The organism is Mediterraneibacter sp. 210702-DFI.5.30 (assembly GCF_020560115.1).
Classification (GTDB): Bacteria; Bacillota; Clostridia; order Lachnospirales; family Lachnospiraceae; genus Mediterraneibacter; species Mediterraneibacter faecis.
This window is the reverse complement of sequence record NZ_JAJCME010000013.1, coordinates 38,719-61,530: the sequence shown is the minus strand read 5'-3', so window position 1 is coordinate 61,530 and position 22,812 is coordinate 38,719. Positions and strand designations below refer to the sequence as shown.

Annotated in this window: 22 protein-coding genes and 1 riboswitch; of the genes, 7 read left to right on the top strand and 15 right to left on the bottom strand. The window is 40.1% G+C overall.

What is annotated here, in order from left to right:
- Window positions 1-179: 179 nt before the first annotated feature.
- The 3 genes from LI126_RS12365 to LI126_RS12355 are packed head-to-tail and all read left to right on the top strand — an operon-like array spanning window position 180 to window position 3,691.
- On the top strand, window positions 180-1,043 hold the full coding sequence (locus tag LI126_RS12365) for a DUF6282 family protein (RefSeq protein WP_227165496.1): 864 nt from the start codon (window positions 180-182) through the stop codon (window positions 1,041-1,043).
- 27 nt (window positions 1,044-1,070) lie between these two features.
- Window positions 1,071-2,366 (top strand): SLC13 family permease, encoded by a 1,296-nt coding sequence (locus LI126_RS12360; protein ID WP_227165495.1) that lies wholly within the window; start codon window positions 1,071-1,073, stop codon window positions 2,364-2,366.
- A gap of 26 nt (window positions 2,367-2,392) precedes the next feature.
- Window positions 2,393-3,691 (top strand): CitMHS family transporter, encoded by a 1,299-nt coding sequence (locus tag LI126_RS12355; protein ID WP_227165494.1) that lies wholly within the window; start codon window positions 2,393-2,395, stop codon window positions 3,689-3,691.
- A gap of 109 nt (window positions 3,692-3,800) precedes the next feature.
- On the opposite strand, the gene LI126_RS12350 is transcribed toward LI126_RS12355, so the two are convergent.
- The 3 genes from LI126_RS12350 to LI126_RS12340 form a co-directional block, all read right to left on the bottom strand.
- Window positions 3,801-4,628 (bottom strand): MBL fold metallo-hydrolase, encoded by an 828-nt coding sequence (locus tag LI126_RS12350; RefSeq protein WP_227165493.1) that lies wholly within the window; start codon window positions 4,626-4,628, stop codon window positions 3,801-3,803.
- Between the two features lie 89 nt (window positions 4,629-4,717).
- Window positions 4,718-4,891, bottom strand: a complete 174-nt coding sequence (locus tag LI126_RS12345) for a hypothetical protein (protein WP_227165492.1) — start codon at window positions 4,889-4,891, stop codon at window positions 4,718-4,720.
- 117 nt (window positions 4,892-5,008) lie between these two features.
- Window positions 5,009-6,700 carry an AAA family ATPase gene (locus tag LI126_RS12340; protein WP_227165491.1) on the bottom strand — a complete coding sequence of 564 codons (1,692 nt, stop codon included), beginning with the start codon at window positions 6,698-6,700 and terminating at the stop codon, window positions 5,009-5,011.
- Between the two features lie 348 nt (window positions 6,701-7,048).
- On the opposite strand from LI126_RS12340, the gene LI126_RS12335 reads away from it, so the two are divergent.
- Window positions 7,049-8,200 carry a double-cubane-cluster-containing anaerobic reductase gene (locus tag LI126_RS12335; RefSeq protein WP_117499056.1) on the top strand — a complete coding sequence of 384 codons (1,152 nt, stop codon included), beginning with the start codon at window positions 7,049-7,051 and terminating at the stop codon, window positions 8,198-8,200.
- 192 nt (window positions 8,201-8,392) lie between these two features.
- Window positions 8,393-9,169 (top strand): acyl-CoA dehydratase activase, encoded by a 777-nt coding sequence (locus LI126_RS12330; RefSeq protein ID WP_054753777.1) that lies wholly within the window; start codon window positions 8,393-8,395, stop codon window positions 9,167-9,169.
- Between the two features lie 224 nt (window positions 9,170-9,393).
- On the opposite strand, the gene LI126_RS12325 is transcribed toward LI126_RS12330, so the two are convergent.
- Complete coding sequence (locus tag LI126_RS12325; RefSeq protein WP_055157972.1) at window positions 9,394-10,440, bottom strand: helix-turn-helix domain-containing protein; 1,047 nt, start codon at window positions 10,438-10,440, stop codon at window positions 9,394-9,396.
- A 244-nt stretch (window positions 10,441-10,684) separates the two neighbouring features.
- Between LI126_RS12325 and LI126_RS12320 the strand changes: the two genes are divergently transcribed.
- A complete protein-coding gene (locus LI126_RS12320) occupies window positions 10,685-13,072 on the top strand; it encodes a glycoside hydrolase family 2 TIM barrel-domain containing protein (RefSeq protein ID WP_055157974.1) in 2,388 nt (795 codons plus the stop codon).
- A 163-nt stretch (window positions 13,073-13,235) separates the two neighbouring features.
- On the opposite strand, the gene LI126_RS12315 is transcribed toward LI126_RS12320, so the two are convergent.
- From LI126_RS12315 to acgA, 6 genes are read right to left on the bottom strand one after another with little or no spacing between them, the layout of a single operon-like run.
- Window positions 13,236-14,171 (bottom strand): DUF1848 domain-containing protein, encoded by a 936-nt coding sequence (locus LI126_RS12315; RefSeq protein ID WP_227165490.1) that lies wholly within the window; start codon window positions 14,169-14,171, stop codon window positions 13,236-13,238.
- Between the two features lie 59 nt (window positions 14,172-14,230).
- Entirely contained in the window at window positions 14,231-15,145 is a 915-nt protein-coding gene (locus LI126_RS12310) for an SIR2 family NAD-dependent protein deacylase (RefSeq protein ID WP_226866175.1), read from the bottom strand.
- Window positions 15,096-15,869 carry a protein-ADP-ribose hydrolase gene (locus tag LI126_RS12305; protein ID WP_055157978.1) on the bottom strand — a complete coding sequence of 258 codons (774 nt, stop codon included), beginning with the start codon at window positions 15,867-15,869 and terminating at the stop codon, window positions 15,096-15,098. The genes LI126_RS12310 and LI126_RS12305 overlap by 50 nt, the downstream gene beginning before the upstream one ends.
- Window positions 15,866-16,477 carry a 4Fe-4S binding protein gene (locus LI126_RS12300; RefSeq protein ID WP_227165489.1) on the bottom strand — a complete coding sequence of 204 codons (612 nt, stop codon included), beginning with the start codon at window positions 16,475-16,477 and terminating at the stop codon, window positions 15,866-15,868. The genes LI126_RS12305 and LI126_RS12300 overlap by 4 nt, the downstream gene beginning before the upstream one ends.
- A 1-nt stretch (window position 16,478) precedes the next feature.
- The gene (gene acgM, locus LI126_RS12295; protein WP_227165488.1) at window positions 16,479-17,543 is read right to left on the bottom strand and encodes a radical SAM/SPASM domain protein, ACGX system; all 1,065 of its coding nucleotides are present in this window, start codon (window positions 17,541-17,543) and stop codon (window positions 16,479-16,481) included.
- 27 nt (window positions 17,544-17,570) lie between these two features.
- The gene (gene acgA, locus LI126_RS12290) at window positions 17,571-17,813 is read right to left on the bottom strand and encodes an ACGX-repeat peptide (protein ID WP_227165487.1); all 243 of its coding nucleotides are present in this window, start codon (window positions 17,811-17,813) and stop codon (window positions 17,571-17,573) included.
- 211 nt (window positions 17,814-18,024) lie between these two features.
- Between acgA and LI126_RS12285 the strand changes: the two genes are divergently transcribed.
- Window positions 18,025-18,348 carry a winged helix-turn-helix transcriptional regulator gene (locus LI126_RS12285; RefSeq protein ID WP_117499046.1) on the top strand — a complete coding sequence of 108 codons (324 nt, stop codon included), beginning with the start codon at window positions 18,025-18,027 and terminating at the stop codon, window positions 18,346-18,348.
- A 63-nt stretch (window positions 18,349-18,411) separates the two neighbouring features.
- On the opposite strand, the gene LI126_RS12280 is transcribed toward LI126_RS12285, so the two are convergent.
- The 5 genes from LI126_RS12280 to LI126_RS12260 all read right to left on the bottom strand — a co-directional run bounded on the left by LI126_RS12280 (window position 18,412) and on the right by LI126_RS12260 (window position 22,569).
- A complete protein-coding gene (locus LI126_RS12280) occupies window positions 18,412-18,957 on the bottom strand; it encodes a hydrolase (protein ID WP_227165486.1) in 546 nt (181 codons plus the stop codon).
- A 233-nt stretch (window positions 18,958-19,190) separates the two neighbouring features.
- Complete coding sequence (locus LI126_RS12275; protein WP_020436912.1) at window positions 19,191-19,829, bottom strand: ECF transporter S component; 639 nt, start codon at window positions 19,827-19,829, stop codon at window positions 19,191-19,193.
- A gap of 202 nt (window positions 19,830-20,031) precedes the next feature.
- A riboswitch (FMN riboswitch) is annotated at window positions 20,032-20,180 on the bottom strand.
- A 355-nt stretch (window positions 20,181-20,535) separates the two neighbouring features.
- Window positions 20,536-21,066 (bottom strand): hypothetical protein, encoded by a 531-nt coding sequence (locus tag LI126_RS12270; RefSeq protein ID WP_227165485.1) that lies wholly within the window; start codon window positions 21,064-21,066, stop codon window positions 20,536-20,538.
- The gene (locus LI126_RS12265; protein WP_055172941.1) at window positions 21,057-21,737 is read right to left on the bottom strand and encodes a DnaJ domain-containing protein; all 681 of its coding nucleotides are present in this window, start codon (window positions 21,735-21,737) and stop codon (window positions 21,057-21,059) included. Before LI126_RS12265 ends, LI126_RS12270 begins: the two co-directional genes overlap by 10 nt.
- Window positions 21,718-22,569, bottom strand: a complete 852-nt coding sequence (locus LI126_RS12260; protein WP_055172943.1) for a DUF5685 family protein — start codon at window positions 22,567-22,569, stop codon at window positions 21,718-21,720. Before LI126_RS12260 ends, LI126_RS12265 begins: the two co-directional genes overlap by 20 nt.
- Window positions 22,570-22,812: the final 243 nt, after the last annotated feature.

The window sequence follows — 22,812 nt, the reverse complement described above, 5'->3', positions numbered from 1 at the left end:
ATCTCATCATTTAAAACCGCTTTTAGTTATGGGATGCAAATAATATCGCTATCGTTTTTTTCGATATCTATTATCTGTTTTTTTCTATTGTACCTATATTAACCATATTATATAATCCAATTATAGATTTGGCAATCCTGCACAAATAAAAAGTGCACTCAAAGAAAGGATTAATATTTATGAACAAAAAACTGTTAGAAGGTGTCATTGACATGCATGTCCACAGTAATCCTGATATCCGTCATCGAAGATACGACGATTTTGAGCTGATGGAAGCAGCGATCCGTGTTGGGGCACGGGCAATCGTAATTAAGACGCATCAGGGAACTACCGTTGATCGTGCATATCTCTGTAACAAACATAATGAACTGACTCATCATGGAGACAATAACTTCACAATGTACGGCGGTATTACATTAAACCGACAGATGGGGGGAATTAATCCATACGCTGTTGAGAGTGGATTAAAACTTGGCGGAAAAGTCGTATGGCTTCCTACACAGTCAGCGAGAAACCATCTCGAGAAAATGAAACAGTCGATGGATCGCTGTGTCGATGTCATCCGGGATGGTAAGCCAGTTCCAGAATTATACGATGTATTCCGTCTGGTAAAAGATTTTGATGTAGTTCTTGGCACAGCTCATATTTCACCGGAAGAAAGTTTTCGTATCATTGAAGCTGCCAGAGATGCCGGTGTTAAAAAAATCGTAGTAACTCACCCAGAGTGGTGGCTTGTCGACATGAGCCTGGAAGATCAGGTGAGACTGGTAAAAGATTACAATGTCATTCTTGAACACTGCTTTGCTCAGCCACTTGGAGGCGGAAAATATAAGAGTAATCTTCCAATGAATCTGGAAGCAATTGAAGCCTGCGGGTATAAAAATGTTATGGTCTGCACTGACGGTGGGCAGGTAGAAAATCCATGCTGGGAAGATGCTCTCACTCAATATATTCAATATCTTATCGACCACAATATACCAGAAGAACAGATCTATCATATGACACATACGATTCAGGCAGAACTTTTAGGTCTTTCAGTCTGACCAATAGAATTGTAAAGGAGAAACATTATGCTTAGTTTTCTTATTATCATGGCAATTGTTATCGCTGTTGTCATCGGATACAAAACAGGATTTAATACAGGTTTCTTTGCCATAGTTTTTGCCTATCTAATTGGTGGATTTGTTATAGGAATGTCACCGAAAGATATCATTAATGGCTGGCCTGTCAACACAATGTTTGTTATTTTTTCAGTATCTTTGTTTTACAATTTTGCACTGGTAAACGGAACTCTGGAAAAAACTGCACGCTATCTTCTCTACGCATTCAGAAAATTTCCAGGACTTCTTCCTTTCGCACTATATATTGCAAGTGCAGGAATTGCTGCACTTGGAGCCGGTTTCTTTACAGTTATGGCATTCATGGCACCATTGACCCTTCTGATCTGTGAAGAAGCAAACATGAATAAACTGATTGGTGCTGTTGCGATCAACTGCGGAGCACTGTCCGGTGCAAACTTTATGACAAGTGGAAGCGGAATTATTTTCCGTGGACTTATGGATGAAGGTGGATATACAAATGCATCTTTCCACTACACTGCCGCCATCTTCATTGCAAGTGTGATCTTTTCACTTCTTTTGATCACATTTTTCAGATATGTGCCAAAGAGCAGTCGTACAATTGGACAGGGTGTTACATTTGAAAAACCTGGAGCTTATACTTCTCTTCAGAAAAAGAATCTTTATCTAATGCTGCTTATGATCTTTGTTGTACTTATCTTTCCTGTATTACATATTATTTTACCTGGCGTAGAAGTGATTGCTTTTATCAATGATCGAATGGACGTGGGACTGGTTGCAATTGTCTTCTCTGCAGTTGCACTCTTTATGAAGCTTGCTCCGCAGAAAGAAGTCATTGCCAAAGTACCCTGGAATACAATCATTATGATCTGCGGTGTCGGTATGCTGATTCAGGTTGCCGTTACTGCTGGAACAATCGATCTTCTTGCGGCATGGGCTGGAAGTAGTCTGCCGAAATGGAGTATTCCACTTGCATTCAGCCTGATTGGAGCTGTTATGAGTTTCTTCTCCAGTACATTAGGTGTGGTCTGCCCTGCACTTTTCCCACTGGTTCCAACCCTTGCACTGACAACAGGACTCAATCCTCTGGTACTGTACACAAGCATAGTAATCGGTGCACAAAGCTCAGCGATTTCCCCATTTTCTTCCGGTGGAAGTCTGATTATGGGATCCTGTACTACAGAAGAAGAACGTACTCATATGTTCCCGAGATTACTTTTCCAGGCTGTTCCGATCAGTGTGATCTCTGCTGCTGTATTTAATGTAATACTATCATTTGTTTTATAGTTATTTTTACTTAGGAGGAACTGAATATGGTCGCATTAATCGGCTTTATTATGATTTTTTTGATTGTCTTTCTTCTTCTAAAAGGCAAAATGTCACCTATTGTTGTCCTTGCACTGATTCCAACCATTGCTGCTTTGCTCCTTGGATTCTCTCCGCAGGAAATTGCCAGATTTATTAAAGATGGCATCAGTACAACCACAAGCAATGGTATTCTGTTTATTTTCTCCGTGATTTATTTCGGAGTAATGTCTGATACAGGTATGTTTGATGTTATTGTAAACTTTCTCGTTAAAAAAGCCGGAAACAATGTTATCGCAGTTACTGTCGCTACCGCTATCATTGCTACCATCGCTCATCTTGACGGGACAACCGCAACAACTGTATTAATCACAATTCCTGCGCTTTATCCTGTTTATAAAGCAATGAAGATTGACACGAAGATTCTGCTGTGCCTGACAGGTGCATGTATGGGAGTTATGAATCTTCTCCCATGGGGAGGTCCTGTCGCACGTGCCGCCACAGTGCTTGGAATGGATGCCAATGATCTCTGGCACATCCTGATTCCGATTCAGATTGTTGGACTTGTCTTTAACATTGTTCTTGCTGTTTTGCTTGGAATGTTAGCTGTTAAACAGGGTGCCGGAGCTGGAAAGGGAGAAGTTGTTGACGTTGATGAAAAGGCAAAAGAAGAGGAAGATGCTCTAAGAAGGCCGAAACTTCTAATCTTCAATCTGCTGCTGACCATCGGACTGATTGTGATTCTTTCTACCGGATATCTCTCCAGTTATGTAGCCTTTCTTCTGGCACTGAGTATTGCTCTTGCTGTAAATTATCCTGATCTGAAGCTTCAGGATAAACTAATTAAGAAGCATGCACCTGCTGCTCTGATCATCTCAGCTACACTTTTTGCAGCCGGTGCTATGGTCGGAATATTCGATGGAACAGGAATGCTGACTGAAATGGCAAATGCCCTGATGAGTATTATTCCTGACTTCATGGGACGTTTTATTCACATTATCTTCGGAATTATTGCCCTGCCACTTGGACTCTGTATCGGAACAGATGCATATTTCTACGGAATCATGCCACTTGTTATGGAAGTTGGACAAAGTTATGGTGTCGATGCTCTGAACACTGCACTTACCATGGTCATCGGAAAGAACCTGGCCCTGATGGTAAGTCCTCTTGTTCCTGCCACTTACCTTGCAACCGGACTTGCTAATGTTGAGCTGAAAGATCACATGAAATTCAGTATTCCATGGTACTGGGCAATCAGTGTGATCATGATCGTGATCGGAATCATTTTCCAGATCATACCACTGTAACTGACATAGCAATACAGCCTCATGGCTGAACTTTTACTGAAAATAACCAATTTTACTGCCAAAAAATCCAGGAAATCAAAGTCATATATTGATTTCCTGGATTCTCTATTTATAACAAGATTCTATCACTATCATCCGGCACAAAAATCATTGGCCGATCACTTTCTTCACAGTTTTCCAGCCATTTTCTGCTCTCTGCCAGATACTTTTCCTTTCGTAGCGTCCGGTCTGTTTTATCTTCCAGATGCCACAGTACAACATTCTTTACGTTCATTTCGACCGCTTCCTCGCAGGCTTCCTTTACTGTAGCATGCTTCTTCTCGTAGGCATGGAATTTCTCTTCATCTGCATAACAGCACAACACTTCACGCAACAGCCAGTCCGTTCCTTTTCCCACTTCCATCGTTCCCTGATTCAGTGGTTCATCTCCTGTGAATACAAGTAGTTTTCCGTTCTTCAAATGCAGTTTATAACCATACTGAAGTGTCTTCTTTGAACCGATATCAAAGAATTCTATCTCCCAGCCATAAATCATTTTCTTGTCTCCAGGTGTTACCGGCTCGAAGAAAATGTATTTTCCGATCATCCGGTAAAACTTCTCCCTGAGCATCTTCTTGCAGAAAAGATCCAGCATATCAAGCACTTCTTCCGGTCCATAAATATGCAGTTTCTCCGTATAATTTCCTTTTTCCATCTTTACAGATAGTACACGGATTATCCATAATACGCCGAGGCAGTGATCCATGTGGCAGTGACTGATGAAGACATGATGAACCTTTTCCAATTCAATCCCCATCTCGTCCAGTCTGCTAAGCAATCCGTTACCACCACCTGTATCCGTCAGAAAGATTTCTTCTCCATCCTGTATTGCAAAGCAGGTGTTATATGACTTTATCGCTGTTGCATTCCCTGTTCCTAATACTTTCAGTTCCTCCATGAGCTTCTCCTTCCTGGTATCATTATAATACAAAAACAGCGGCAAGTCAGTTTTGATCACTGAATTACTGCTGTTTTCTATGTTACTACTTATGCCTGTTCTACATAGTCATCCACCATTTCATACAGTTTGGCAAGATGGATTCTGCGTTCTTTTTCTTCCTTCTCTTCTGACAGTTTTCTCTCGATCAGATTGCCTGTCGTATTCAGAATATATTTCCCCCAGAAAGATGTACTTCTAACGTTCGTTTTTACAGCGTTCATACTTAACCTCTACTTTCTTTGATTTGCTTTGGTTCTTTTACACTTTCAATATAACGCTGTCTGCTATTTGTTTCAAATATATATAATCATTAGGTTGTATCGGTTTTCCCGATAACATTATCCTTCTGTTCCAATCAAGACTTCCTTCCCTCGGAATGCGAATCCATAATGCCGGATTCGCTCCTTTTTGATTCCTCTGGCAAGTAGTTCTGTATCATATTCTTTTTCATCAATCTGACGCAGTGCATTCTCTACTGTCTGCTCGAGTGATTTTTCTTTTTTCATGTTTTGGACTTTAAACTCCATCACGATTGCATCCAAATTTTCTTTCAAAGGTTCCATTACTACATCATAACGTCCGAATCCGCTTTCTCTGTTCGATGTAATTCTATATTTTTCGGCTAAATCCACGATCAGTCCAAGAACAAATCCGTGGTAGAATCTCTCCGGTTCCTGTTCTTCGGATGGCTTATTCCCAGTATCAAAACTGCTAAAGGTCTGAAGTGCAACCTGATTCATAAACTGGTTCATATAATCCAGATCTCCTGCAATCAATGCATCTTTAAAATTGCCATACGCAGAATCTTCTTCCGAGAACCAGTCTTCGATCATCTTCTCAAACATCAGCATCGTCTCATGGTTTGTGATTTTCAGATAATATTGACGCTTACCGGTTCTGTTATCCATCTCATACCGGTCAACTTTCAGGTAACCGCTGGCAAGCAGAAGACTCCAGATGGCTCCACGTTTTCTTCCAAGCTGCTCAAAAATCACCTGTTCATCCAGATCTGTGCAGATTGTTCTACCTTGCAACAGATCTTCCATCTCCGATTTAATCTTTGCAGGACTTTGGCGGATCAAATTGGATACAAGTACATTTCCACTGGTATCTGCCCAGTAAGTTCCATATTCTCCTGTATCCAGATATTTTGTGATCGACCACGGATTATAAATGTCTTTCCGCTTACCAAAAGAAAAACCATCATACCAGTAACGGATATTTTCCTTTTCAGAAGACAATCCGTTATTCTCTAATACCTGAAAGACTTCTTTCTCTGTAAATCCAAAGGAAGTGCTGTACTTTTCTGATGTTGTTGTTACAACTTCCAAATTGTTCAAATCAGAAAAAATGGATTCCTTACTAACTCTTGTAATTCCGGTCAGAAGTCCCCGTTCCAGATACGGATTTGTCTTAAATGTGCTATTAAATAAGCTTCTTATAAAATCAGCCAGTTCTTTCCAATAGTCGTTTACATATGCCTCTTGTAGCGGTGTATCATACTCATCCAGTAACACTAACGCATTCTTACCATAATAACGTCTCAAATAATCACACATATACTGTATCGCAATTCCTGCAACATCATCCCCCATATCCACTGAGACCGAATCGTAAAACTCCAGGTCTCTGCCACTGAGAACTCCCGTCCTCTTTAAAAATTCAAAGTCTGTATATAACTTTGTAATCTTATGGATAATCCCCATTCTGGTTTTTTCATAAGTTGATCCTTTAATATCTGCAAAACTCATGAAAATCACCGGATAGGTTCCCTGAAGTTCACGGAATTTTTCTTCTTTCCAGATGTCCAGGCCTTCAAAATACTTCTTGCAATCTGAATGATTGACTGAGAAGAAATAGTCCGTCATGCTCATAAGCAGTGTTTTTCCGAATCTTCTTGGGCGGGTGATTAATGTAACACTATCCTGATTCTCCCACCATTCCTTTAGAAAAGCTGTCTTATCTATATAAAACATATTTTTATCAGCTATTTTTGCAAAATCCTGAATTCCAATCCCTATTGTTTTCATATGCTCTATTTCCTTTCGCTGATCTATCACTACTACCTGGCTGATGAAACAAGATTGTTTCTATTTCTTTTCATTTTATCATACTTTTCTGACAGAACAAAGAGCAGAATTTTACAGTTCATCCAGTTCCAATTTTCTAATCTCCACCTTATAGATTTTATCTATAAATCCTTTCTTCATATATGCATTATCTATTGGAAAACTTCGTTCAAAAACGATAAAATTTATCTATAAAAACTTTGGTTATGAGTGGATTGTTCCCATCGTTTATTTTTCAGAAAATATACGTTTAGTAAAGCAATCTCTCTGCAACAGCCATTTACAAACCAAACAATAAGGAGAACGATTATGGAAATTATTAAAGATTTACCGGAAGTATTTGAAGAATTCGCAGAGCAGCGTCAGAAATCATTTCTCGCTGTAAAACAGTTAAAAGACAAAGGAATCCCTGTAATTGGATCCTACTGTACTTATTTTCCAAAGGAGATTGCCATGGCAATGGGCGCAGCAACAGTCAGCCTCTGCTCTACATCTGATGAGACGATCCCGGCAGCAGAAAAGGATCTGCCACGTAACTTATGCCCACTGATCAAATCCAGTTATGGATTTGCAAAGACAGACAAATGTCCTTTCTTCTACTTCTCAGACGTTGTTGTCGGAGAGACTACCTGTGACGGAAAGAAGAAAATGTATGAATATATGGGTGAATTCAAAGATGTCTTCATCATGGAACTGCCACAGTCCCAGCGGGCTGAAGTTCTTGATCTCTGGAAAGCTGAGATTCTCCGCTTCAAAGAATATCTTGAAGAAAAATTCGAGGTAACGATCACTGAAGAGCAGGTTCGTGAAGCAGTTAAGCTTGAAAATAAAGTCCGCACATCCTTGAAGAATCTTTACGGAGTTATGAGACATGATCCTGCTCCGATCAAAGGGCATGACCTTTTCCGCGTTCTGTATGGAAGTGGATTCAAGCTCGACCGTACACTGATTGCCGACGAAGTTGACGCACTGACAGCCAAGATTGAGAAAGAATATGCAGAAGGAAAACGTGAGGATAAGAAACCGAGAATCCTGATCACCGGATGTCCGATCGGCGGTGCAACAGAGAAGGTCATCGACGCAGTCGAAAATAACGGTGGAATCGTTGTTACATTTGAAAACTGCTCCGGTGCAAAATCCATCGATCGTCTCATCGACGAAGATGCTGAAGACATTTACCAGGCAATCGCAGAGCGTTATCTCTCAATCGGATGTTCTGTTATGACTCCAAACCCGAACCGTCTGGAACTTCTCGGAAGACTGATCGACGAGTACAAAGTAGACGGAGTCCTTGAGATGACTCTTCAGGCATGCCACACATATAACGTAGAGACTCTTTCCATCCGCCGCTTTGTAAACGAGGAAAAAGGAATTCCATACATGAATGTTGAGACAGATTATTCCCAGACTGATGTCGGACAGCTGAATACACGTATTGCAGCCTTTATCGAAATGTTATAATCTGGTAACTGTTCAGAGCCAAGCAAAATTTCAAAAAACAGCTATAAAATGCTTGCATTTTTAAGAATGTTTTTGAAATTTTATTTGGCGGATACGCCACACCGACGAAATGCGTAGCATTTTGGAGGTTGGCTCTGAACAATCGGCTGTTCTCGTGTGAGAGCCGACTGTTTTTATAAAGGAGCTTTTATTATGAACTATATTGGAATTGACATCGGTTCAACCTGTGCGAAGACAGTTGTTTTGAACGAAAAGAAAGAACTTATCCTGGAATTCGTTCAGCCAACCGGATGGAGCAGCGTAGATACAGCCGAGGAAATCCGTCAAAAACTGGAGTTTGCCGGAATCAATCTTTCTAATGAATCTTCCCACTGTGTAGCAACCGGTTACGGACGTATCTCTGTTCCTTATGCCGATAAGACTGTTACAGAGATCACCTGTCATGCACTTGGTGCCGTACATTTATTTCAGCATCCTGACCTGACCGTAATTGACATCGGTGGCCAGGATACGAAGATCATCCAGATTGAACAGGGATTCGTAAAAGATTTTATCATGAATGATAAATGTGCCGCCGGAACCGGACGTTTTCTTGAAGTGATGGCCAACACACTTTCCCTTCGCCCAAATGAAATGTTTGATCTGGCACGCCTGGGTTCTGACACAACGATCAGCTCTATGTGTACTGTATTCGCAGAATCTGAGGTCATCGGACTGATCGGTAAAGGCGAGCCAAAAGAAAATATTGCTTATGCAGTAGTAAATTCCACCATTCGTAAAGTTGCCGCCCAGGTCAGCCGGATGAATGGTGAAATGTTCACATTCTGCCTGACCGGAGGTCTGTGTGAATGTGATTACATCCGTGAGGCTTTATCAAAAGAACTTGGAAAAGATGTTTTTTCCTGCCCGGATGCCCGTTACGCCGGTGCGATCGGTGCTGCACTTAGTGCGATGAAGGTACGAAGATAAATATCCACAAAAAGCACTTCTCAGATTAACTCCTAAGAAGTGCTTTTATACGTCTTCTGTTTGACTTAACTGTTTATGAACATTACGTCCACCATACATAATTCGCACTACGTATACTATTCCCGTTTCATTTCTGCTTCAACTTCATCTGCTGAATACACTCTGCCTGTTCTCTTACTTCAGGTTCGACACGTGCAAATACATTTGCTGTTCTTGCTTTCCATTTAGTGAAACTGCGATTTTCTATATTCTCTCGGAGTCATTCCATAATTTTTTTGAAAAAGTCTGTAAAATTGTGTCCTATTGCTAAATCCAATCCGTTCCATAATTTCCGCCACTGTAAGGTCAGAATCCAAAAGAAGTTCCCCCGCCTTTTCCATTGTAAATTTCGTACTATATTCATACAGAGACAACCCTGTATATTTTTCAACCGTTTTATAAAGATAATCCCCTGAATAACTGAACTTTTTCTCCAAATCCTTTCTACGTACCTGTCCATCTTTTTCTCGAATGTAACTGCTTATCTGATCAAACAGTTCCCTTTCAGATGTATTTCCAAAAGCAACCGGCGTATTCGTATAGGCTTCTTTATCAAACAATGCAGATAACATTTCAATCATTGCTCCTGCAATCTGAAAATTTGATTTTGGCGTTCTCTCCTGCAGGCCTAGTGCAATTTTGTCAAAACAATCATGCACTACTTTTGTCTCTTTCATCGGAATAAAATCGATATAAGCCCGTTGTGATGCCTCTTCTTTATCCAGTTCATGTAAAAAGAACTTCCTTACCATTTCATATTCCGGTGTGAGTTTCCCGGTAAAAACACTTGGAAATTGTAGTAAATTCAAAATATATTCTTGTGTAAACTCCAGGAAAATCACTCTGCAATACTCATCGAATTCCTCCAGATGGCGAATATTCATATTCATCAGACAGCAACTTCCTTTCGGATAAAGATGTATGGTATTCTCAATATTCTGATATAACCTTCCATCCGCAACATACATCAACTCATAGAAATTATGTCTGTGCATACTTTTTCCTTCAAGAATTTTGTCCGATTCCTTCTTGTCCATGCAAAAATATCCTACATCCTTCGGTCCTATAAATGTAAGCACCTCTCTTCCTTCTTCTTTTTCCGGATAATAGGAATCTAAAATAAAAGAAAGACTGTCTTCTGTAAAATGATTTTCTCCAAAACCTTTTTCATACGCCTTCATTTCTTTAATTAAATCCTGATGCATCATAAGACGCGTAGATTGAAAATACATCGTTTATTCCTCTTTCTGATAAAAATCAGTTTTCGTCTTTTTATAGTTATCATTCCTGTTTAGCACGAATAGCTCTTAATAATTGAATCTGATACATATAGGATTCAATCCCCTCATATATGCCATTTATACTCCATTTCATATTATTTATAATAATATGAAATGATATGGGTGTCAAAATTTTTTTACCACTCACTAGTATAACCGAATTGTTCTGTTCAATAGTAAAAGGGGAGGAAAACTTATGCAAAAAACAGATTTCAACCGTGACTGGACCGTGCAGAAAGACGGCTCCACCGAAATACTTCATGTCAATCTTCCAGATGACGCCATGATCCGTGAAGAGCGCTCAAAAGAGAATAAAACTGCAAGTGCAAGCGCCTATTTCGCCGGTGGCAAATATATTTACACTAAAATTTTCAATCTTTCGGAAGATGAAACCAGACAGACTCTGATCTTAGAATTTGAGGCTGTCTATCAAAACGCAATCGTATTCTTAAACGGTAGACAGGTTGCCGAACGTCCTTACGGATACACAAACTTTTTTGTTGACATCACTGGAAAAGTCATTGCCGGAACAAATGAACTGAAAGTCGTTGCAGACAACGCAGATGTCCCGAACAGCCGATGGTACTCCGGATCCGGTATCTACCGCGAAGTGCACCTTTACCGTTCCGAAAGTTCTTATATTCGCCCAGAAGGGTTGAAAGTGCAGATTGTTGATCTTAATACAATCCACATTTTTGCTGATGCGGTTATGCAGCCTAATGAAAAAATTGTACTGGAAATTTTCAGTGACAGTGGCAAAATTGCATCTGCCGAAGGCACAGATGTCACAATTACCATCCCAGATGCACACCTCTGGTCTTCCGAAGATCCTTATTTATATACCTGTCAGGCTACTCTTCTGCAAGGCGGAACTGTCATTGATACTGCAAAAAGCTCTTTCGGAATCCGTACCCTTTCCTGGGGAAAAGATGGATTCCTTGTAAACAACAATCCCGTCCTTTTCCGGGGTGCCTGCATCCATCATGATAATGGAGTACTCGGCGCCTGTGGCTTCCATGATGCCGAATTTCGGCGAGTACGCATTTTAAAAGAAGCCGGATTTAATGCCATCCGTTCTTCACACAACCCTATTTCAAAGGCAATGTTGGATGCATGTGATAAACTTGGTATGTACGTTATTGACGAAGCTTTTGATATGTGGCTGATCAAAAAAAATCCTTACGATTACGCCGGTGAAAAGTTTTCCAAATGGTGGAAAGATGACATTGCTGCCATGATTTCAAAAGACTATAACCATCCTTCTGTTGTGATGTACTCTATTGGAAACGAGATTACAGAACTTGGCCTTGCAACCGGACAGGAACAAGCCCGTATCATGACTGAATTCTGCCATACACAGGATCACACACGCCCTGTCACAGCCGGGATCAACCTGATGCTCGCAACAATGGCTAAAAGTAAAAAAAGTATTTATGGCACAGACGAAGACGGCAACGTCAAAAACAGTGGTACCGGAGGAATGGATGATGCTCCAACCTCTGAATTTTTCAATATCATGATGAACAAAATGGGCGGACTCATCAATAAAGCTGCCAAAACCAAAAAGGCGACTGCCATTGCTGAAATCATGTCCGATATTTTTGATATTCCCGGATATAATTACGCGTCCAGCCGCTATAAAATTGATGCAAAAAATCATCCTGAACAGGCAACAACCGGTTCCGAAACCCTTCCACAGACTCTTTACGATAACTGGCAGCTTGTAAAATCCATTTCCACTATGACCGGCGACTTTATGTGGACTGGATATGATTATCTTGGCGAGTCAGGAATCGGTACCATCCAGTATAAAGATAAGAAAACAAAGCAACCTGCTGATCCAGGTCTCATTATTTCCGGTGGTGCCGGTATCATTGATATCTGTGGAAAGAAACGCCCGGAAGTCGGATGGAGTAAAATCATCTGGGGATTACAGAAAACTCCAACAATTGGCGTTGATCCTTATACACGTGCAGACTACTTCCAGTCTCTTTCTATGTGGCGTATCACAGATGCGGTAGAAAGCTGGTCCTGGGAAGGCTGTGAAGGTAAAAAGGCATCTGTAACAGTCTACTCCGATGCAGCCAAAGTAGAACTGTTTGTCAATGGAAAAAGTGCCGGTAAAAAGAAAACAAAAAAAGATATTGCAAAATTCAAAAAAATCCCATATGAAGCCGGAAAAATTGAAGCCGTTACTTATGACTCCTCCGGAAAAGAAACAGGCCGCACCTCACTGATCTCTGCCACTGGAAAAACTTTGATAAAGCTTACTCCTGAGGCAACCAGTCTCTGCGCAAATGGTCAGGATCTCTGCTTCCTTAATATCGATCTTATCGGGGAAAACGGAATCACAAAATCTTCTGTCGACCAGAATCTGAAGATAGAAATCTCCGGTCCTGCAACCCTTCAGGGCTATGGCTCTGCAAGACCGAATATTGAAAAAAGCTTCTGCAGTGATACTTTCAAGACATTCTACGGAAAATCCTTAGCCGTTATCCGGGCTGGATATGAACCAGGTACTGTCACTGTAAAAGTTTCCGGAAAAGGATTAGACACACAAAAACTTACATTAAATATCTGCTGAAACTCTACAGATTTCTAAATAAAATCAAGGGAGAACATCAGAACTCTTTTTCCGTTCTGACGTTCTCCTTTCGGTCATTTTTCTAATATAGTTGTGCTACTTGAAAATCAATTGTTATGTTCTAATTATCTTTTCTCTATTACCGTTATTATGCAATTTTATTCTAAAACTCCAATCGAATCTGTCTGTCAATCCAGCTTTCCTGCTTTGCCTCACGAACAATATCACCCGGCATATGTCCACCAATTAGAAAAGGAGATGCAGGATTATGCTTTCTCATATTTTCTTTGACCAAAACAGGATTTACATTCGCATAACAGTATTTACACAAATGTCCGCAAGTATCATAGGCACCTATATCTGTCCCCAAAAGGCACGCACATTCCCCATTTCTCTGATTTTTCTTTCTCTTTGGAACTTCCAGTCTGCTATGGAGAGCTGTCTCAAATGTATGAACAGTCATACACCCGGAGCAATCTGCACCATATTGGGCAAGCTCTTCTCCTTCTGCACAAGGCCTCAGAACCATTCCATACTTTGATGCTATTTTTACAAATGCTTTTCCTATCATAGCCCGGTCTTCTGCCCGTACTGATTTTGCTTCTGGAAAATTGCGTTCCACCTTTTTATAAATATCTATAAAGCTGATTACACATGTCTTTGTGTATCCGGCAAGATTTTCAGCCATTTTTTCAAATTCAGATATATGCCACTCCACAGAATGTTTTTTATCTATAAAAATCGGATCATATCTCCATCCAATACTGTCTACGCCCACGACATCCGACAATTTTTTTAAACCTTCCATCACAGTTTCTTTATCCGGAACGTTTGGCTCAACATCTCGTCCGTAAGGCGTAATTGTTACAAACCAGTATTGACCATACGGTTTTAACTTATCAAGAAACGGCAGCATTGGAAGAGGGTTCTTCGTGCAGAATGCGATCAGATCCACAACTTCTGGTGAAAGGCTGTATTTCGTCACCTGTTTTGGATTATAGGGATTCCTCACGCATACATATCCATCTTTTATCCAATTCAAAAACCATTTCGAATAAAATGCAGGTATATCTGTTCTCATTCCTGTTTGTATTATCATTTTATCATACCCTCTTTTGTCACTGTTCACTCCGTTCACAACCGCTCTTTATCACAAGTCTACAGTTCTTTCAGAATCTCTCCAATATCTTCATTCATACAAACAGACTTTCTCGTTATTTCTGCAGGTGCATATGCTTCACTCTGGTTCAAACACACATAAAATGCATGTTGAAATTTGTTTGTCATCTGCCAAAACGGATATTTTATAATACCAGGAGTATTATATCCTACACCAAGCTCCAGGAACACCATTTTCTGCTTTTTATGTTCCTGTATAAATCTCTCATATCTTTCTGCTGCCTGATGCCATCCTTCATCTTCAACAAATGTCTGATCCGCTCTGAGATTCATACTCATCGGCTTACCGCAACGTGGACAATATGGAATCATACCAGACGGAACCATACGCTTAACTTCTCCATCTTCCGGTTTTTGCAGTTCTCCATCTTTTATCTGAAATCCCTGACTCAGCACCATTTTTTTAATTGTTTCTTCATTGTCATAAGTTTCCTTATGACAAGGCTCACTACATTGAAACAGACCATAATCTCCCTGTGTATAAAAGATTCTGTTTTTATCAAAGCCGGCTTTCTGGAAACAATGGTCCACATTTGTCGTCAGTACAAAATAATCTTTTTCTTTTACCAGTTCATACAGATTCTGATATACCGGTTTTGGCGCATCCATATATCGATTGATATAGATATACCTGCTCCAATATGCCCAGTGTTCCTCTAAAGTCGCATAGGGATAGAATCCACCTGAATACATATCTGAAAACCCATACTTTTTCTCAAAATCCGAAAAATAGTATGTAAATCTATCTCCGGTATATACAAAGCCTGCTGCTGTAGAAAGCCCTGCCCCTGCCCCAACTATAACTGCATCTGCCTGTCTGATTTTTTCTTTTATCTGTAATATCTTATCCGAGTAACTGTTTGTAGAGTCGTTCATCTTCCTCTTTAAAAACATTAAATATCACCTTTATCTTTGATTTTGTCTTTTCTTTATATTGCTTTACTGTCTGTACTGCAAGCTCAGCAGCTCTTTTATTTGGGAACATAAACACACCTGTCGAAATACAACAAAAAGCAATACTAGTCACCTCATTCTCATCAGCAATCCTAAGACATGATTCATAGCAGGATATCAGCAAACGCTCATGTTTCTTTGTCAGCCTTCCCTGCACAATTGGTCCAACTGTATGAATCACATGCTCACACGGCAGATTAAACGCTGGCGTAATCTTTGCCTGCCCTGTCGGTTCTTCATGTCTCTGTTTTATCATCATATGATTGCAATAGTTTCGAAGCTGAATTCCTGCACAGGTATGAATACAATTATCAATACAATTATGACAAGGCTGATAGCAACCTGTCATGCCGCTGTTGGCTGCATTTACGATTGCTCCCACTTTAAGTCTTGTAATATCACCCTTCCAGATATACAGATCAGGCTGCACCTCCCCGATATCTGCCAATGTGACAATCCCTTTCTTCTCATTTTCTTCCGAAAGATACGCATCCTGAATCTGCAAAAATGCAGGATCAATTTCCTCCGGCATTCTTATATTCATAAGCGATCTGAGTAACATTTTCTGCTCGCCTGCATCTGATGGAATCTGCATGTTCTCATACTCCGGTCGCTCTTTCAATAATCCTTCAATCAAATATTTTCTTCTGTCATCCTGATTCATTTCCTGATCACCGCTTTCACCGGACAGTTTTCATAACAGTTTCCACAGTGCAGGCAGTGCTCCTGCCGTATGACAAAAGGTGTCTCTTTCTCAATACATTTCTGTGGACAATGTTTCATACATGTTCCACAACCAATACAGGATTCTGTTATGTAATATCCCTTTTCTTTTATATTAACATTCCCCAGAATATATGTCTCCCGAAAAATTGGATTCACACCAAGATTAAAATACTCCACTTCTGCCTGATCAATACAGAAAATAATACCGATTTCTCTTGTATCTCCCGGATATACATTCGCAAGATATGGCTGTTCTTTAAAAATGAGATTCATCCATTCTTTCTGCTCATTCTCTGCTACTGCGTAAGCCTTTCCTGACAAACGGATCATTTCTTTGTATTTCGTATAGGCAAGAATCTGTACCCTGCCGTCTTCCATTAATTCTTTGCAAAAATTTTTACCTCTGGCGGTAAAGAAATAGAGTGCATTCGGTTCGTAATGAATGGTACTGATATTTCGTATCTGTGGTGCTCCTTCACTGTCCACTGTTGCAAACGCAAGCACTCCCACCAGTTGCATCTTCTTTAAGCATGTTTGTAAATCCATTTTATCGCTCCTCCAATATCTCTCCGGTAATCTCATTTCTTGTCTTCCAGCACTGTGGATCTGCCCCATAAAAGTTACCGCTTGTTCCATTGGCAACTGCCGGACATCCACGGCACCATGCCTTAAGTTCACATTTGCTGCATTTTACAAATTTATCGTAATCTCTGTATTTTTCCATCTGACAGATCCAGACGTCTGCCAGTCGGTCTTCAAAAATATTGGCTACTTTACTGTCTGTCACCCTTCTGCATGCCATAATATCTCCATTCGAAGATATGGTAATATGACAGTTTCCACAGTTACAGCCACCATAGATCATTCCTGCCTCTGCGCTCTCAGGAAGCTTAAACTCTCCTGTTTCATATTCATACAGCGTCCACAAATGATCCTTTTTATTAAAATAGGTCTCACATCCTGCCTTTTCATATGCCTTATACTTTGCATCACAGACTTCCAGAAGTTTTCTGTATTCTTCCGGTGTCATGCTTGTGTCAACTTCACCACCTGTAGGCACATAGCGCGAAAATGCAAAGACCTTTACTTTCGCTTTTACAACTTCATCAATAATATCCGGTATCTCTTCCATATTTGTTTTGGATACCGTACTCATAATTACACTTTTTATTCCTGCTCTGTTCAGACATCCGATTTTCTCAATCGTCAGGTCAAAACTTCCCGGCCTTCTGAACCAGTCATGCGTTTCTCTCATTCCATCAAGGGACATCTGATATTTGTCACAACCGCACACTTTAAGCATACGACAGACTTCATCATCTAGATGAAATGGATTTCCCATCAACGTAAATGGTATATTTTTTGATTTTAACAACACCATCAGTTTCCAGAAATCCGGATGAAGGATAGGATCACCGCCAGTAATATAAAAATATGGGATTCTGTTATACACTTTACAGAAATCTTCACAGTTTTCTACCACTTCTTTCATCTGCTTCCAAGTCATACTCTTAAGCTCTTTGCAGCCTTCACCTGAAAATATATAACAATGCTTGCAACGCTGATCACACTCATCTGTAATATGCCACTGAAAAGAAAAATACTGACTCATCCTATCCAACTCCTTCCTTAACTTATTTTACTTGTCAGATGCTCCACATGCTGTTCCGCATGCTGCACTTGTCTCTTCTGGTTTACCTGCTGCTCCGCACGCTGTTCCGCATGCTGCACTTGTCTCTTCTGGCTTTTCACCTGCTCCACATGCTGTTCCGCATGCCGCACTTGTCTCTTCTGGCTTTTCACCTGCTCCACACGCTGTTCCGCATGCTGAACCAACTTCTGTTTCTGCTTTTTTCCATCCAAAAAGATTTAATAATGACATTTTGTTACCTCCTGATATTTGGTCTGTTGTTATCTTTGTTGCAAGATTATAATATCAAGAGTTCTTAACCGACAAAAGTACGCACTTTTTTATTACATAGGCATAAAAAGGTGACACTGGTTACTTTTTTGTAACCTATTGCTTCTTTTGGTCTGTTACATTAAAATTAAATATAACAATAAAAAAGGATGTTATACTAGGAGGCGATCATATGTTAACAAAAGAAGAATTACCGGAATGTCCGGTTGCAACCACAGTTTCACTCATCGGCAGTAAATGGAAATTGCTGATTATCCGAAATCTGCTGGAACGCCCTTGGCGATTCAATGAATTAAAGAAAAATCTTGAAGGAATCAGTCAGAAAGTATTAACTGATTCCTTAAGATCCATGGAAGAGGATGGACTTATCACCCGAACTGTATATCCCGAAGTTCCTCCTCATGTAGAATATGCTTTAAGTGATCTTGGTGAAACTATGCGCCCTATTTTGGATGACATGAAAAAATGGGGGACATGGTATAAGGAGAATTTTTAAAAGGGAAGCTGCTTTCACTTGCAGCTTCCCTCTTCTACAACATCGTATAATCCTCAATAATCGTTATTCCTGGAATGTCTTCAATGCATCAATCGTCCTTTGGATCAGTTCATCCAGTGTCCATCCAAGCATCTCTGCGCCTCTTTCGATCACTTCTCTGGAGCAGCCGGCGGCAAATCCCTTGCTCTTATACTTTTTTTTCACTGACTTTAACTGAAGATCCTGAACGCTTTTGGACGGGCGCATCAATACAACCGCTCCAATCAGTCCTGTCAGTTCATCTACTGCATAAAGTACCTTCTCCATCTCATGCTCTGGTTTTATATCTACGGTAATCGCATAGCCATGACTTGCTGTTGCGTGAATGATCTTCTCGTCAATCCCACGTTCTCTCATAATCTCCTGTGATTTTATGCAATGCTCTTCTGGGAATTGTTCGAAGTCAAGATCATGCAGAAGTCCGACGATTCCCCAAAATTCTTCTTCCTCGCCATAGCCAAGTTCTCTTGCAAAATAACGCATGGTATTCTCAACGATCTGCGCATGTTCCAAATGAAATGCATCTTTATTGTATTCTGTTAATAAGTTCCATGCTTCTTCTCTGGTCATATCTTCCCGGTCCTTTCTTTGTGTGAAACTATTTCTTTGCTATTTGTTTTTCACATCATAACACACTTTTCTTTTCTATGCAATTCCTATCTGTTTTGTATGTTATTATTACTGGTCTGGATAAATAAATCCAAACAAAAATACCCTGGAACAGACTTTAAAAGCAATCTGTTCCAGGGTAACTTATATTCTTTCACTTATATTCTTTTATCTCAAACTTTTCTCTTTGTCTATTATCTGATTCTGAAGATCGGGCTGATCTTCTTGTAGATCAGAAATACAACAAGTGATACAACAATCCCCTTCACAAGGTTGAACGGTGCTACCGCAAACATAACAAATGTAGAAAGGCTTGTGATATGTGAGTTAACTGCTGTTCCCATACCAACCAGTGCATCAATCGGCATTCCGAATGCTTTTGCATAAGTCGGAAGAAGTACGAATCCATTCACGAAGCATCCGATCACGATCATCAGAAGCGTTCCTGTTGCCATTCCGATCAGCGCGCTTTTTCTTGTTCTGTTTTTTCTATAGATCAGTCCTGCTGGTACGCAGAAAGAACATCCGATAATAAAGTTTGCAATTTCTCCAACACCTGCTGTTGATGTTCCTGTCATAACAAAGTTCAATAAGATCTTAACAAGCTCTACCAGTACACCTGCCATAGGTCCCATTGCAAAGCATCCTACCAGAACCGGAACTTCACTTAAATCAATCTTATAAAATGTTGGTGCAAACGGAAGTGGAATCTCGAACATCATCAGAATAATTGCGATTGCTGAAAGCATTCCGATCTGAACTAATGCCTTTACCCCCAGCTTCGGCTGAATCTTCGCATCTGCATTTGTTAGTGTCTTTGTCTCTGTACTCATAGTGTTACTCTCCTTTTTCTATCCGCTGTCTTTATCCTAAACAGCATTTTTTCTTTTTGAAAAAGGTAATCTTCACAAGAAAAAACCCGGAAGGTAATTACCTTCCGGGATTCATGTTTTCTGCTCTTAATGGCATTCTCGCAAGATTCTTAGGCAATCAGATATCATATTCGAATATCTCTTTTTCTGATCCTGCGGGCATGAACTTCTTCTCTCATCCAGACTTTACTGTCGGTACCGGAATTCCCATTCTGTAATGCCATCACAGACGAGTCACCAGTTCAGCCGCATCATATGCGGGTCGCGGACTATACCGCCGGTTGGGACTTGCACCCTACCCCGAAGATTAAATTCCTTTTACTCTTACTACTATAGCGTGCTCTTAATAAAAATGCAACCCCTTTTATTGAAATTTAATATCATTTTTATGCTGAAATCGATATCACCTATAGCACTTTCAATTAATATGTCGATATTCCCATTTTTCTACTAGGTTAATCATGTTCTTAATAATTTTTTTCAATAATGTTCATTTTAGGTTCAAAAGTTCATCACACTTTTTTCACAAAATACCTCTATACTATAATTGTTCTTAAAAAGAACACTTTTTCATAAACTTTTTCCCCCTTGAGTCACAGCGATGTGGCTCATTCCTTTTATATAAAGAAAAATCCTGTCATCTCGACAAGATTTTCTCATACATTCTTTACAGAATACGTTTTCTCCATTTTTCCCATACAGTTCCCTGAACATACTGATAAGCTTTGTCATAAATCAATATCGCTATCTGCCCAACTACTACAGCTGCCAAAATCATCTGATCTGACATCGATTTCTGAAACAGCATCGACCGGAATCCGAAAAGACACGGGAGATAAACCAGATTAAAGATCACATATTTTGCAAGCCAGTATATCCCCATCCTATGTCTCATCTGCGGTCTTTTCGCAAGAAATATCCAGACTGCTTCAATTCCAAGAATATAGAATCCCATTGCAGCAAATGTAATTACATAAAATTTGTTCGGCGTAACCAGGAATCCTAATAAAATTGCTGCCAGATAAAAGGCTGCCCCTGTACGAAGACCGAACTCACGAATAACAATCCCTACAAAAAATGCCGCTGCTGCCAACAAAAACAATGTATTTGTCTCGATCACACTTCCAAGTGCCATACACACGACAGTCACCGCAAGGAGTAAACCTCCAAATGCCATTTGTTTTGCTTTTACATGCATGAGCAGAGATCGCCTCCCATACATTCACACAATGTATCCGCAAGCCATAAGTCGCAACACATATTTCCTGTACCGCAGGAATTCTGTCCTCCCGGTGCATAGCCTCCACCATACGGACTGTTCTGATATCTTCTGCTGTTAAAGTCGAGCTGATTCAACAGCTGACGGAACTGCATGTTATTTGGTTCCATATTTACTGCCTGTGCCGCGTGATCCCTTGCCAGAATCTGATTTCCGATTCCTGCATTCGCACAGCCACTCAGATAATACCACATCGCACTTCTCTGCTGAACCTGATCCAATGTATTGATTGCTTCTCTATAACGTCTGCTGTTAATATAGTTCGCAGCTGCCTGCAGTTTGGGATCCATCGTTCCATAGCCATAAGAGCTGTTCTGATTTCCATAAGACTGATTTCCATAAGAATAACTTTCAGAAGAACCATATCCATAATTATTCCCGTACGAATTTCCTCCATTCGCACGCTCTCTCATGATAATATCATACGCTTCCTGTACTTCCTTAAACTTCTCTTCTGCAAGATCTGCTAACGGATTATTCACATTTGCATCCGGGTGATATTTTCTTGTCAGATCCCGATACACTCTCTTTATCTCATCATCCGACGCATTCGGTGACACACCAAGCACATCATATGGATTTTTTGTCATCATTCTTTTCCTCACTTTTCTTCATCTGAATCTTATTGTAATGATTCCAGACTCCATCATATAATATATTTCTCAAAATGTCCACGTCAACCAGACATGGCAGTTGTTCAAAACGGACTGTGCTCTCCGCTATCATCATCCGAAGAATCTGTTCCATCTGCACCTCATAATCCGGCCGCTTTGCCAGTTCTTTCAATGGATTGTAGCGATTCTTCTTTCTATCTTCCGGCAGATCCTCATAGGCATCCATCAGATAAATGAATTTTCCGAGATAGAATCCCATCTTTCTGAGCGTCTTCTCCCAGATATCCTCCTTCCAGACAAAAAGCTCTGCCATTAATCTGCCAAAACATCCTGCTGCCCGGTCAATATCCATACTCTTCTCACGCTCACATTCTCCAAGTTCCCTCAAAGACTGCTGAATCACCTTGCTCTGCCGCGGATATTTCTCTATAATTTTCTTTGCTTTTCCCTGAATCAGGCTCTTCGTCATCAGACTTGACACTTTATGATCATCCTGCCAGTCATCTTCCATATGATAATATGCAAGCAGCACATTCATCGCCGCCGCATAAGATGTAATTTCATTCCGCAACATATGTTGCCGCTTCACTGGATGAACCTTACAGCGGTGTTCCTCATGTTTCGCAATTGTCTCATATAAAGAAGATAACAGAATAACTGCAAATGTCATGTCATACGTCAATGTCATCTGACCCATAAATCCATAATCTTCTTTCAATGTCCGACAAAGTCCACAATAATATGCCCTGTATTTCTTCAGATCTTTTACTTTTAATTCCGGTTCACAGACCGTTACATATCCAAACATGCAATTCCTTTCTCTTCTGTCAATTTTCCTGACTTTATCTATTCTACCTTATTCTTTCCATTTTGCCTATCACATGTCTGCAAAATTAATAAGTTTTTAATTGTTAACCTTTTATATTTTATAGTTGACAATTAACTTTTCATGAATTATACTAACGAAGAACTCAATCGTTGCCATATTTCAGACAACGATGTTAAAGCTCGCTTGAAACAGCGATAATTATTAAGATCTAAAGGAGTAAAT

What these genes read in the sequence shown, in the direction of transcription:
- LI126_RS12335 (WP_117499056.1), top strand. Translation starts at nt 7,049, where the DNA reads ATGGAAATTATTAAAGATTTACCGGAAGTATTTGAAGAATTCGCAGAG.
- LI126_RS12300 (WP_227165489.1), bottom strand. Translation starts at nt 16,477, where the DNA reads ATGGATTTACAAACATGCTTAAAGAAGATGCAACTGGTGGGAGTGCTT.
- LI126_RS12280 (WP_227165486.1), bottom strand. Translation starts at nt 18,957, where the DNA reads ATGACCAGAGAAGAAGCATGGAACTTATTAACAGAATACAATAAAGAT.
- LI126_RS12265 (WP_055172941.1), bottom strand. Translation starts at nt 21,737, where the DNA reads ATGACAAAAAATCCATATGATGTGCTTGGTGTGTCACCGAATGCGTCG.
- LI126_RS12305 (WP_055157978.1), bottom strand. Translation starts at nt 15,869, where the DNA reads ATGAATCAGGATGACAGAAGAAAATATTTGATTGAAGGATTATTGAAA.
- LI126_RS12350 (WP_227165493.1), bottom strand. Translation starts at nt 4,628, where the DNA reads ATGGAGGAACTGAAAGTATTAGGAACAGGGAATGCAACAGCGATAAAG.
- LI126_RS12270 (WP_227165485.1), bottom strand. Translation starts at nt 21,066, where the DNA reads ATGCATGTAAAAGCAAAACAAATGGCATTTGGAGGTTTACTCCTTGCG.
- LI126_RS12310 (WP_226866175.1), bottom strand. Translation starts at nt 15,145, where the DNA reads ATGTTTTTAAAGAGGAAGATGAACGACTCTACAAACAGTTACTCGGAT.
- LI126_RS12315 (WP_227165490.1), bottom strand. Translation starts at nt 14,171, where the DNA reads ATGATAATACAAACAGGAATGAGAACAGATATACCTGCATTTTATTCG.
- acgM (WP_227165488.1), bottom strand. Translation starts at nt 17,543, where the DNA reads ATGAGTCAGTATTTTTCTTTTCAGTGGCATATTACAGATGAGTGTGAT.
- LI126_RS12330 (WP_054753777.1), top strand. Translation starts at nt 8,393, where the DNA reads ATGAACTATATTGGAATTGACATCGGTTCAACCTGTGCGAAGACAGTT.
- LI126_RS12260 (WP_055172943.1), bottom strand. Translation starts at nt 22,569, where the DNA reads ATGTTTGGATATGTAACGGTCTGTGAACCGGAATTAAAAGTAAAAGAT.
- LI126_RS12355 (WP_227165494.1), top strand. Translation starts at nt 2,393, where the DNA reads ATGGTCGCATTAATCGGCTTTATTATGATTTTTTTGATTGTCTTTCTT.
- LI126_RS12365 (WP_227165496.1), top strand. Translation starts at nt 180, where the DNA reads ATGAACAAAAAACTGTTAGAAGGTGTCATTGACATGCATGTCCACAGT.
- LI126_RS12345 (WP_227165492.1), bottom strand. Translation starts at nt 4,891, where the DNA reads ATGAACGCTGTAAAAACGAACGTTAGAAGTACATCTTTCTGGGGGAAA.
- LI126_RS12320 (WP_055157974.1), top strand. Translation starts at nt 10,685, where the DNA reads ATGCAAAAAACAGATTTCAACCGTGACTGGACCGTGCAGAAAGACGGC.
- LI126_RS12325 (WP_055157972.1), bottom strand. Translation starts at nt 10,440, where the DNA reads ATGTATTTTCAATCTACGCGTCTTATGATGCATCAGGATTTAATTAAA.
- acgA (WP_227165487.1), bottom strand. Translation starts at nt 17,813, where the DNA reads ATGTCATTATTAAATCTTTTTGGATGGAAAAAAGCAGAAACAGAAGTT.
- LI126_RS12275 (WP_020436912.1), bottom strand. Translation starts at nt 19,829, where the DNA reads ATGAGTACAGAGACAAAGACACTAACAAATGCAGATGCGAAGATTCAG.
- LI126_RS12285 (WP_117499046.1), top strand. Translation starts at nt 18,025, where the DNA reads ATGTTAACAAAAGAAGAATTACCGGAATGTCCGGTTGCAACCACAGTT.
- LI126_RS12360 (WP_227165495.1), top strand. Translation starts at nt 1,071, where the DNA reads ATGCTTAGTTTTCTTATTATCATGGCAATTGTTATCGCTGTTGTCATC.
- LI126_RS12340 (WP_227165491.1), bottom strand. Translation starts at nt 6,700, where the DNA reads ATGAAAACAATAGGGATTGGAATTCAGGATTTTGCAAAAATAGCTGAT.